This window comes from Pseudomonas koreensis (assembly GCF_036668835.1).
Taxonomy (GTDB): Bacteria; Pseudomonadota; Gammaproteobacteria; order Pseudomonadales; family Pseudomonadaceae; genus Aquipseudomonas; species Aquipseudomonas koreensis_I.
Window position 1 is genome coordinate 785,494 of the sequence record NZ_JAZEVW010000003.1, and the last position, 10,528, is coordinate 796,021.

At 58.6% G+C, this 10,528-nt stretch carries 11 protein-coding genes; 3 read left to right on the plus strand and 8 right to left on the minus strand.

From position 1 onward, the window contains the following. Window positions 1-40: 40 nt before the first annotated feature. The 6 genes from coq7 to hemJ all read right to left on the minus strand — a co-directional run bounded on the left by coq7 (window position 41) and on the right by hemJ (window position 4,588). Window positions 41-688, minus strand: coding sequence for a 2-polyprenyl-3-methyl-6-methoxy-1,4-benzoquinone monooxygenase (coq7, locus tag V6F91_RS12765; RefSeq protein WP_206414599.1), 648 nt, complete (start codon window positions 686-688; stop codon window positions 41-43). A 195-nt stretch (window positions 689-883) separates the two neighbouring features. Beyond that, complete coding sequence (locus V6F91_RS12770; RefSeq protein WP_017128660.1) at window positions 884-1,222, minus strand: histidine triad nucleotide-binding protein; 339 nt, start codon at window positions 1,220-1,222, stop codon at window positions 884-886. Window positions 1,223-1,278: 56 nt separating this feature from the next. After that, window positions 1,279-2,067, minus strand: a complete 789-nt coding sequence (locus V6F91_RS12775) for an SDR family oxidoreductase (RefSeq protein ID WP_332764869.1) — start codon at window positions 2,065-2,067, stop codon at window positions 1,279-1,281. A gap of 61 nt (window positions 2,068-2,128) precedes the next feature. After that, entirely contained in the window at window positions 2,129-3,079 is a 951-nt protein-coding gene (locus tag V6F91_RS12780) for a DUF805 domain-containing protein (RefSeq protein WP_332764871.1), read from the minus strand. Between the two features lie 79 nt (window positions 3,080-3,158). Then, the gene (locus V6F91_RS12785; protein WP_332764873.1) at window positions 3,159-4,127 is read right to left on the minus strand and encodes a nitronate monooxygenase family protein; all 969 of its coding nucleotides are present in this window, start codon (window positions 4,125-4,127) and stop codon (window positions 3,159-3,161) included. Window positions 4,128-4,159: 32 nt separating this feature from the next. Then, entirely contained in the window at window positions 4,160-4,588 is a 429-nt protein-coding gene (hemJ, locus tag V6F91_RS12790; RefSeq protein WP_332764875.1) for a protoporphyrinogen oxidase HemJ, read from the minus strand. A 134-nt stretch (window positions 4,589-4,722) separates the two neighbouring features. Here hemJ and argC point away from each other — a divergent pair, with 134 nt between their 5' ends. Further along, window positions 4,723-5,757 carry an N-acetyl-gamma-glutamyl-phosphate reductase gene (gene argC, locus V6F91_RS12795; RefSeq protein ID WP_090286789.1) on the plus strand — a complete coding sequence of 345 codons (1,035 nt, stop codon included), beginning with the start codon at window positions 4,723-4,725 and terminating at the stop codon, window positions 5,755-5,757. A gap of 146 nt (window positions 5,758-5,903) precedes the next feature. Continuing rightward, complete coding sequence (gene erpA / locus V6F91_RS12800) at window positions 5,904-6,254, plus strand: iron-sulfur cluster insertion protein ErpA (RefSeq protein WP_003176443.1); 351 nt, start codon at window positions 5,904-5,906, stop codon at window positions 6,252-6,254. Window positions 6,255-6,341: 87 nt separating this feature from the next. Here erpA and V6F91_RS12805 read toward each other — a convergent pair whose 3' ends face one another. Next, a complete protein-coding gene (locus V6F91_RS12805; RefSeq protein WP_332764877.1) occupies window positions 6,342-7,433 on the minus strand; it encodes an anhydro-N-acetylmuramic acid kinase in 1,092 nt (363 codons plus the stop codon). A gap of 3 nt (window positions 7,434-7,436) precedes the next feature. Then, window positions 7,437-8,864 (minus strand): peptidoglycan DD-metalloendopeptidase family protein, encoded by a 1,428-nt coding sequence (locus tag V6F91_RS12810; protein ID WP_332764911.1) that lies wholly within the window; start codon window positions 8,862-8,864, stop codon window positions 7,437-7,439. 212 nt (window positions 8,865-9,076) lie between these two features. Here V6F91_RS12810 and tyrS point away from each other — a divergent pair, with 212 nt between their 5' ends. Beyond that, complete coding sequence (gene tyrS / locus V6F91_RS12815) at window positions 9,077-10,276, plus strand: tyrosine--tRNA ligase (RefSeq protein ID WP_332764878.1); 1,200 nt, start codon at window positions 9,077-9,079, stop codon at window positions 10,274-10,276. The last annotated feature ends 252 nt before the right edge of the window (window positions 10,277-10,528 follow it).

A 10,528-nucleotide genomic window follows, 5' to 3' on the forward strand; every position in this document is an offset into this window, starting at 1 on the left:
GAGCCTGCCCGCGAAGGGGCCATTGGCCGCAACACCTATCTCAAATTCGATAGGTACTCTTGGTCATCACCTTGGCCAAAATACTCATCCCGAATTTCACCGGCGCCGGAAAGCGAAAACCACCCGCATCCAGGGCACTCTCCGCATGATGTTCTTCGTCGATGCGCATCTGTTCTAGAATCGCCCGGGACTTCTCGTCTTCGGCCGGCAGTTGCTCAAGGTGTTCGTTCAGATGCTTGCACACCTGATGTTCGGTCGCCGCAACAAAACCGAGGCTGACCTTGTCGCTGATCAGCCCGGCAACCGCACCGATCCCGAACGACATGCCATAAAACAACGGATTCAGTACGCTGGTATGGCTGCCCAATTGGTGAATGCGCTGTTCGCACCAGACCAGATGATCGATCTCTTCTTCGGCCGCATGCTCCATGGCCTCGCGCACTTGCGGCAGTTTGGCGGTGAGCGCCTGCCCCTGGTACAGCGCCTGGGCGCAGACCTCGCCGGTATGGTTGATGCGCATCAGGCCGGCGACGTGGCGGGTGTCCTCGTCGCTCATTGGCGTGTCCGGCTGCAGGATGGCCGGTGACGGACGGTATGGCTGACCGCTGAAGGGCAGCAAAGTCCGCATCGCGGCATCGGCTTGCAGCAGGAGACGGTCAATCGGCGAGTAGTGACGTTGGGTAGTCATGCTGACCTCCGGGAAAAATCTCGACGGCCAGTTTAACCGAATCAGGCGGCGAAGGTTTGCGTTGGGTCATTGGCCATGCGGGTGTTGCTTGTTGTGGGAGCGAGCCTGCTCGCGAAGTCGTGGTGTCAGGCGCTGATCTGTAGAGCATGCCGACGTCTTCGCGAGTAGGTTCGCTCCCACAGGTTTTGCCGTGAATCAGCCCGGCGGCCAATTCATCTGGCGCTGACCGAGTACGTGCATATGAATGTGATAGACAGTCTGCCCACCGAGTTCGTTGCAGTTCATCACCACGCGGAAGCCTTCCTCGCAGCCCAGCTCCAGCGCCAGGCGTTGCGCGGTGAACAGGATATGCCCGGCCAGTGCCTTGTCGTCTTCGGTCAGGTCGTTGAGGGTGCGCACCGGTTTCTTCGGGATCACCAGGAAATGCACCGGTGCCTGCGGGGCGATGTCGTGGAACGCCAGAACCTGGTCGTCCTCGTAAATGATCTTCGCCGGAATCTCCCGGTTGATGATCTTGGTGAACAGAGTATCCACTGCTGTTTCTCCGTTATAGGGGCTGAGTCGAGTGTACCGTGTTGAATTCGGAATTTTCAGCGCGGGCAGTAAGCTTTGTTGATCATGCCGACGATGGTCCGGTTGAGCCAGCGCGAGCCGAACCGCGGCAAAAAGGTCAGCCAGCGGTTACGTCGTCCCGGAATGATGATGGCGCGGTTCTTGTCGAGCGCGCGCACGGTGTAGAGCGCGACTTCCTCGGGGCTCATCAGTTTTGCTTTCTCATCGAGTTTTTTGCTGTTGAGCTGTGCCGTCCGGAAAAAGGCCGTGCGTGTCGGGCCAGGGCAGAGCACTGAAACCTTTACCGCACTTTGTTTGAGTTCAACCCGCAAGGCTTCGGAGAAATTCAACACATACGCCTTGCTCGCGTAATAAGTGCTCATCCACGGTCCGGGACTGAAAGCCGCTACCGAGGCGACATTGAGGATCTGCCCGCCACCCTGCAGCGCCATGCTGTTGCCGATCGCGTGGCAGAGGCGGGTGAGGGCGAGGATGTTCACCTCGATCAGATCCTGCTCGGTCATCCAGTCTTGCGCGAGAAACGGACCGCAGGTGCCGATGCCGGCGCAATTGACAAGCAAATCGATCTGCCGGTCGCCTTCCTCCAGTTCCAGCAGGAAGCCGGACAGGCGCAGCGGTTCGCCCAAGTCGCAGGCGCGGAACAGCACTTCTACGCCAAAGCGTTGAGTCAACTCCAGAGCAATACTTTCCAGCTGATCACGCTGTCGAGCCACCAGAATCAGGCTGCGGCCGCGGCGGGCCAGCGCTTCGGCCATGGCCAGGCCGATGCCGCTGGACGCGCCAGTGATCAGAGCGTAACGGGTCATGCAATTCTCCATCGCAACAGCTCCGCGCCGGCGACGCGGGTGTCACGGCGGGGAGCGCTGTTCATTCTTGCGCAGAGTCTACAGGGGGCTGCGCCGCTTCGGCTGCATCGTCGCTGGAAATCACGGGCGGTTCGACTTCCACGTCGATCTCGTCGGTGGTCACCGAACCACTGTCATAGCTGCTTTCGACGCTGCTTTCGTATTCCTGTTGAATGGCCGAGATGCCACCGAGCATCCCGCCGACGAAAATCAGTGCGAAGAACACGATCCACAGCGAACACAGGACTTTGACGGCGGTGCTGTTGGGCGGCGGCGGTGGTCCGTAACGGTTGGCACCGGCGTTGCCTGGCACGACCATGATCACCAGCGGAAAGAAGCTGCCCACGAACGGCACCAGGTTCAGCAGCCAGAGCCAGCCCGACCAGCCGATGTCATGCAGGCGCTGGACACTGAACAGGATGCTGACGATCAGGAATGCGATGAACAGAAAGAAAGCGAGGATCCCGCCAATGATCAGGCCGGTGGTGGAGTCTCCCGCGACCAGCCCCAGCCCCAGCAGGGCGAACACGCCGACGATCGGCAGCGTTACCAGGCTCAGGACCATTGTCCACGCCAGAAAACGCAAGCGGCCGATTCGCCCTTCGACGCTGAACGGCTTGAGCGTGGCGAACGCCGGCAGACTCTCACCGACACTGGCGCGCGGCGGTGCGTAAGGGGAGTCAGGTTCCGCCACGGCCGCGGATTGCTCGTGGACGTCGGACAGATTAAGTTCGATGGCGGTTTCGGTTTCGACCCGTGCATCGATGCCGGTCTTGTTCAGCGCCTGCAGGTAGGTCTGCGCATCGCTGTGCGACAGGTCACGCTTGAGGGCGACGGTGCGGCCATTGAACAGGCGCTCGATGGCGGCAACATCGCTTTTGAACAGATCCGCCAGATTGAGTTTGGCGGTGGTGAGATCGATACCGGGCTGCAGAGCGCCGTCGAAGACGATCTTGTAACGGGGTTCGCTCATGGTCGAGGCATCCTTGTCGCGAATTGTTTGAAAGATCAGCAGTGTAAGGCCAGTCCATCAGCGCTGGCCTGGTTTTTTCTCAGCGTGGCCAGCGGCTCGGTAACTTTGCCGCGCGAATTTGCGCCTGGCGGTACTCGGCGTCCAGTCGTGCAATCAATTGATCGACTGTCGGCAAGTCATCGATTTGCCCCACACCCTGACCCGCCGACCACACGGTTTTCCAGGCTTTGGCTTCGTCGCTGATCGGCTTGAGCTTGTCGCCGAAATTCACCTCGCCTTTCCCTTGCAGGGCGGCCATATCGAAACCGGCCGCTTCCAGGCTCTGGCGCATGAAACTGGCTGGAACTCCCGACACCACTGGAGTATGGATGATGTCCGCGGCCCTGGCTGTCAGCAGCATCTGCTTGTAAGCGTCAGGCGCATGACTTTCGCTGGTGCCGATAAATCGCGTACCGAAGTAGGCCAAATCCGCGCCGAGCAATTGTGCTGCGAGAATCTCATGGCCATGGTTCAAACATCCTGCAAGCAAAAGCGTCTTGTCGAAGAACTGGCGGATTTCGGCGATCAGCGCAAACGGGCTCCAGGTGCCGGCATGCCCGCCGGCGCCGGCCGCGACCGCAATCAAGCCATCGACCCCGGCTTCGGCGGCTTTCTCGGCATGCCGCCGCGTCGTTACATCGTGGAACACCAGGCCGCCATAGCTGTGCACTGCATCGACCAGCTCCTTCACCGCACCGAGGCTGGTGATCACGATTGGCACCTTGTGCTCGACGCAGATATTCAGGTCAGCCTGCAAGCGTGGGTTGCTGTTGTGCACGATCAGGTTCACCGCATACGGCGCCGGGTTTTCCAATGCGGCGAGTCCCGCCTCGATCTCTTCCAGCCAAGCCTTGAAACCACTGCTTTCGCGCTGGTTCAACGCGGGAAAACTACCCACAACGCCGTTGCGGCAGCAGGCGAGTACCAGTTGCGGGTTGGATATCAGGAACATCGGCGCAGCCACTACGGGCAGACGCAGACGTTGTTCGAGCAAAGCGGGCAGCGACATTGGAGTACCCCGAAATGGCATAGTTATCGAAACTAGAACGGCCGGACCACGACCAGAATTACGATAGCCAGCAATAGCAGAACCGGCACTTCATTGAACCAGCGATAAAAGACATGGCTGCGGGTGTTTTCGCCACGTGCGAAGCGTTTTACCTGCGCGCCACACATGTGGTGGTAACCGATCAGCAGCACGACCAGGGTCAGCTTGGCGTGGATCCAGCCGCCCTGGCTGAAGATCGTCGGGTTGAGGTAAATCAGCCAGCCGCCAAAAATCAGGGTGGCGATCATCGCCGGGCCCATGATGCCGCGATACAACTTGCGCTCCATGACGCTGAAGCGCTCCTTGCTGACCGTGTCTTCGCTTTGCGCGTGATAAACGAACAATCGCGGCAGGTAGAACAGCCCGGCGAACCAGCAGACGACACTGACGATATGCAACGCTTTGATCCACAGATAGAGCATTTTGGTTATTCCCTCATTCACGGTAAGCCAGATAGTAGAGGCTTGAGCGTCCGCACGTCACCTTGACGGTTGTCGCAGGGGCGTGCGGCCCCTATCATCGACGGCTTTCCAGTGGTTTCGTTGAGGGCAGGTTTATGGTCAAGGTCGGTATCGTCGGCGGCACGGGTTACACCGGTGTCGAACTGCTGCGTCTGTTGGCACAGCATCCGCAGGCAGAAGTGGTGGTCATCACTTCCCGATCCGAGGCCGGTCTGGCCGTGGCTGACATGTACCCGAACCTGCGCGGCCACTACGATGGCCTGGCATTCAGCGTGCCGGACGTGAAAACCCTCGGTGCTTGCGATGTGGTGTTCTTCGCTACCCCGCACGGCGTTGCGCACGCGTTGGCAGGTGAGTTGCTGGCGGCGGGTACCAAGGTGATCGACCTGTCGGCAGACTTCCGCCTGCAGGACGCCGAAGAATGGGCCAAGTGGTACGGCCAGCCTCACGGCGCACCTGAACTGCTGGATGAAGCGGTCTACGGCCTGCCGGAAGTCAACCGCGAGCAGATCAAAAAAGCACGCCTGATTGCGGTGCCGGGTTGCTATCCAACCGCGACGCAACTGGGTTTCCTGCCATTGCTGGAAGCCGGTCTGGCTGACGCTTCCCGCCTGATCGCCGACTGCAAGTCCGGTGTCAGCGGCGCAGGTCGCGGTGCAGCGGTGGGTTCGCTGTATTCCGAGACGTCGGAAAGCATGAAAGCGTATGCGGTGAAAGGTCACCGCCACCTGCCGGAAATCCGCCAGGGCCTGCGTCGTGCGGCGGGCAAGGATGTCGGCCTGACATTCGTCCCGCACCTGACCCCGATGATTCGTGGCATCCACTCCACGCTTTACGCGACGGTGGTCGATCGTTCCGTGGATCTGCAAGCACTGTTCGAAAAACGTTACGCCAACGAACCGTTCGTCGATGTGATGCCGGCCGGCAGCCATCCCGAAACCCGTAGCGTGCGTGGCGCCAACGTCTGCCGCATCGCGGTACACCGTCCACAGGATGGCGATCTGGTGGTGGTACTGTCGGTGATCGACAACCTGGTCAAAGGCGCGTCAGGGCAGGCAGTGCAGAACATGAACATCCTGTTCGGCCTGGACGAACGCTTCGGTCTTTCCCACGCCGGCATGCTGCCTTAAGAGCAGCAGCGAGCTATAAACCGCAAGCTTGAAGCTCACCGCTTGAAGCTTGCCGCTGGTTTCTAATAGTTGACCAATTTTCTAGGACAAGCGGATAATGCGCGTCATCACGCATTATGGCGGCGTAACGCCGGGAGATAGTCAGCATGAGCGTCGAATCCTTCACCCCCACGGCTTTGCAATTCACCCACGGTGCTGCGCACAAGGTGAAGAGCCTGGTCGATGAAGAGGGGAATGATCGCTTGAAGCTGCGCGTATTCGTTACGGGCGGCGGTTGTTCAGGTTTTCAATACGGTTTCACCTTCGATGAAGATGTGGCCGATGACGACACCATCGTCGAGCGCGAAGGTGTGAGTCTGGTGGTCGATCCGATGAGCTTCCAGTACCTGGCCGGTGCTGAAGTGGATTATCAGGAAGGTCTGGAAGGTTCGCGTTTCGTGATCAAGAACCCGAACGCCACCACGACGTGTGGTTGCGGGTCGTCGTTCTCGATCTGATAGCAGCGTCTTTACAGAGCTTTAGCTTCACGTGCTGAAACGCCGCAGACCTCACGGTTCTGCGGCGTTTTGTTGTCTGCGATTGACTCAGGCCGGATAGATGGCGCCGAGCACGCGAAGACCGCGCGCGCCGGTGACGCTCGGGCGGTTGGCGGCGATGCCTTCGAGACAGCAATGAGCCAGCCAGGCGAAGGCCATCGCTTCGACCCAGTCCGGGTCGACGCCATGGGTGGCAGTGCTGGCGACCGTAGTGCCGGGCAGCAGCGCGGCCAGTCGCGCCATCAGCGTCGAGTTGTGCGCTCCGCCGCCGCAGACCAGCAGTTCCTGGGTATCGGTTTGAGCGCTTTGCAGCGCGGTGACGATGGTCAGTGCGGTCAGCTCAAGCAGTGTCGCCTGCACATTCTCCGCGGCAAGCGTTGGAAAGCGTGAAAGGTGTTGTTCAAGCCAGGGCAGGTTGAACACTTCGCGCCCGGTACTCTTGGGGCCTTGGGTGATAAAGAACGGGTCGCTGAGCAGGGCTTCGAGCAATTCAGGTTCAACAGTGCCTGTCTTCGCCCAATCGCCATTGCGGTCGTAGTTTTCGCCGCGTTGCTGCTGAATCCAGGCGTCCATCAGAACATTCCCCGGGCCGCAGTCGAAACCGGCTACAGGCCTGGTCGGCTCGATCAGACTCAAATTGCTGAAACCGCCGACATTCAAGACTGCCTGATTACCGGTACGCTCTTCGAACAAAGCCTCATGAAAGGCGGGTACCAGCGGCGCACCCTGGCCGCCGGCCGCGACGTCGCGACTACGGAAGTCACTGACGACCGTGATGCCGGTCAGTTCGGTGAACAGGGCCGGGTTGCCGATCTGCACCGTAAAACCGCGCGCCGGTTCATGGCGAATGGTCTGGCCGTGACTGCCGATCGCACGAATGGCTTCAGGTTTGAGGTGCTGGTTGCTCAGTAGCGCGTGTACACCCTGCGCGGCGAGCTTCACCCAGTGTTGCTGAGCGATGGCCGAGCGGGCAATTTCGTCAGGGCCGCTGGCGCACAAGCCAAGCAGCTCGGCGCGCAGGGAATCTGGCATGGGGATGTAATGGGTGGCGACCAGTCTGATCGCCGAGGTTTGCTCGATCAGGGCAATGTCCAGCCCGTCGAGACTGGTTCCGGACATTACCCCGATATACAAGGCCATGAGTTAACGCTTGCTCGAAGCCAGCATGGTGGCCTTTTCTTGGTCCATGCGTGCCATCAAAGGCTGACTTTGAGCGAGGAAACGAGCGCGTTCGGACTTGGCGATCGGATCGGCCATTGGCAGTTTCTGGCCCAGCGGATCGACGTGCACGCCGTTGACCTGGAATTCATAGTGCAAGTGCGGACCAGTCGACAGGCCTGTGGTGCCGATGTAGCCAATCACCTGTCCTTGTTTGACGGTGCCGCCAGTCTTCACGCCTTTGGCGAAGCCTTGCATGTGGCCGTAAAGCGTGCGGTAAGTATTACCGTGCTGAATGATCACGGTATTGCCGTAACCGCCGCGGCGGCCGGCGAGGAGCACTTTACCGTCACCGGCAGCCTTGATTGGCGTGCCACGTGGCGCAGCGTAGTCAACGCCTTTGTGGGCGCGGATCTTGTTGAGGATCGGGTGCTTGCGGCCCATCGAGAACTTTGAGCTGATGCGGGCAAAGTCCACCGGAGTGCGAATGAACGCCTTGCGCATGCTGTTGCCATCGGCAGTGTAATAACTGCTGTTGCCTTGCTTGTTGGTGTAACGCACGGCGGTGTAAGTCTTGCCGCGGTTAGTGAAGCGGGCTGAAAGGATCGGTCCATTGCCGACCGCCTTGCCATTGATCACTTTCTGCTCGTAGATCACGTCGAATTCGTCGCCTTGACGAATGTCCTGGGCGAAGTCGACGTCATAGCCGAAAACGCTGGCCATATCCATGGTCAGGCTGTGCGACAGGCCTGCACGGGCAGCGGATTGTGACAGCGAGCTGTTGATCACGCCGTGAACATAAGCGGTGCGAACGGTCGGTTTCGCGGTAACGCGATTGAACGCGTAGCCCTTGTCATTACGGGTCAGGGTGATGGTTTCGACGTCGCTGACCTTGCTGTGCAGGCCGGTCAGTTGGCCTTCCGGGCTCAATTCGAATTCAAGCTTCTGGCCGCGCTTGAGCTGGGTGAATTGTTTGGCTTGTTTGTCGCTGGCCAATACTTCATGCACAGAGGCGCCTGGCAAACCGACTTTTTCAAATAGCGTAGACAGCGTATCACCCTTGGCTACCACGACTTCGCGATGGCCTGGGGCTTTTGCTTTTTCTTCAACTGTAGGTGCAGGGGCAGGGGCGGCATCCGCGGTTTCTGCGGTGCTTTCGTCAGTATTTTCGATTTGCGCAAACGGCGATGCGACGGGTTCATTTGTGGCTTGAGCCGCATCAGCAGCGTCTTGATCTTGTGTCAGTTGTTCAGCGGGACTTTCCAGTTCAAGGCTCAGGGTGGTCTTTTTGGCTTCAACGTCACTGGAAGGGAATACCAGGAGCGCCAGGCTGAGAAGGGCGGCGATTCCACTTGCGGCAAGCAGGTGGGTCTTCGGGTAAAGCGGGGGCGCTTTAGACGGTTCTGTGGTCATAGGTAATTTTGACTTTGAAAAATGATGAATTGGAAAAGATGAATGACATGATGAAGATGAAATAACTGTATAAAATATAACCAAATCATCTCTGAAGCAAGTCTGCAGACCGTGAGTCTGTAGATTGGTGTCCGTGCGCCGGGCAAAACTTGTAATTGGTGCGCGTTCTTGTATGGTTGGTTCCCTTTGAATCTGAGCCTTGCGGGTCTGTTATGAAGTCGGTTGAAGAGCAGCTAGCGCTGATAAAACGTGGTGCGGAAGAACTACTGGTCGAGTCCGAGCTGATCGAGAAGCTCAAGCGCGGCCAGCCTCTGCGTATCAAGGCTGGTTTCGATCCGACCGCGCCTGATCTGCATCTGGGTCACACCGTGCTTATTAACAAGCTGCGCCAGTTCCAGGAGCTGGGGCATCAGGTGATCTTCCTTATCGGTGATTTCACCGGGATGATCGGTGATCCTAGTGGCAAGAGCGCTACGCGCCCGCCATTGACTCGCGAGCAGGTTCTGGAAAACGCCGAAACTTACAAGACTCAGGTGTTCAAGATTCTCGATCCGGCGAAAACCGAAGTCGCGTTCAACTCCACCTGGATGGATCAGATGGGGCCGGCGGACTTCATTCGTCTGACTTCGCAGTACACGGTCGCACGCATGCTCGAGCGCGACGACTTCGACAAGCGCTACACCACCAATCAGCCCATCGCAATTCACGAGTTCCTTTATCCGCTGGTACAGGGGTACGACTCGGTGGCTCTGCGTGCGGATGTCGAGTTGGGCGGTACCGATCAGAAATTCAATCTGCTGATGGGGCGCGAGCTGCAGCGTGGTTATGGTCAGGAGGCTCAATGCATTCTGACCATGCCGTTGCTCGAGGGGCTGGATGGCGTGAAGAAGATGTCCAAGTCGTTGGGCAACTATGTCGGTATCCAGGAAGCGCCGGGTGTCATGTACAGCAAGCTGGTTTCGATTCCAGATGCGCTGATGTGGCGCTACTTCGAGCTGCTCAGCTTCCGTTCGATGGATGAAATCAATGCATTGCGAGCCGATGTCGAGGCGGGCGCCAATCCGCGTGACGTCAAGATCAAGCTGGCGGAAGAAATCGTCGCGCGTTTCCATGGCGAAGAGGCTGCGGCCAACGCTCACCGTGCTGCAGGCAACCGAATGAAAGATGGCGAGCTGCCGGATGATCTGCCGGAGATCGAATTGGCATCATCTGAGGATATGCCGATTGCGGCTGTCCTTAACAAGGCGGGGCTGGTGAAGAACTCGGCGGCTGCGCGCGACCTGCTGGCGTCTGGCGGTGTTCGCGTTGATGGTGAAGTGGTTGATCGCTCCTTTATATATGTACTGGGTGCGACCCACGTTTGCCAGGCCGGAAAAAAGGCGTTTGCCCGGATCACACTGAAATCCGAGTGATCTTTTAAATAAGTGTTGACGGCGAATTTCAGATGTCTATAATTCGCCCCACTTCCGGCGCAGTCGAAACGGAAAACTCCTTGAGATTCAATGAGTTAAGTAGGTTTCGACAGCAAGCGGCTTCGGTTCATCGAAGCCGAAAGGAAGTTGAAAAAGAGGTGTTGACAGCAGCGTGTAACGCTGTAGAATTCGCCTCCCGCTGACGAGAGATCGGAAGCGCAAGTGGTTGAAGTTGTTGAAGAAATCTTCGAA

Coding starts and splice junctions, on each gene's coding strand:
- erpA (WP_003176443.1), top strand. CDS start 5,904: ATGAGCGTCGAATCCTTCACCCCCACGGCTTTGCAATTCACCCACGGT.
- V6F91_RS12785 (WP_332764873.1), bottom strand. CDS start 4,127: ATGTCGCTGCCCGCTTTGCTCGAACAACGTCTGCGTCTGCCCGTAGTG.
- V6F91_RS12775 (WP_332764869.1), bottom strand. CDS start 2,067: ATGACCCGTTACGCTCTGATCACTGGCGCGTCCAGCGGCATCGGCCTG.
- V6F91_RS12780 (WP_332764871.1), bottom strand. CDS start 3,079: ATGAGCGAACCCCGTTACAAGATCGTCTTCGACGGCGCTCTGCAGCCC.
- V6F91_RS12805 (WP_332764877.1), bottom strand. CDS start 7,433: ATGGCCTTGTATATCGGGGTAATGTCCGGAACCAGTCTCGACGGGCTG.
- V6F91_RS12810 (WP_332764911.1), bottom strand. CDS start 8,864: ATGACCACAGAACCGTCTAAAGCGCCCCCGCTTTACCCGAAGACCCAC.
- hemJ (WP_332764875.1), bottom strand. CDS start 4,588: ATGCTCTATCTGTGGATCAAAGCGTTGCATATCGTCAGTGTCGTCTGC.
- argC (WP_090286789.1), top strand. CDS start 4,723: ATGGTCAAGGTCGGTATCGTCGGCGGCACGGGTTACACCGGTGTCGAA.
- coq7 (WP_206414599.1), bottom strand. CDS start 688: ATGACTACCCAACGTCACTACTCGCCGATTGACCGTCTCCTGCTGCAA.
- tyrS (WP_332764878.1), top strand. CDS start 9,077: ATGAAGTCGGTTGAAGAGCAGCTAGCGCTGATAAAACGTGGTGCGGAA.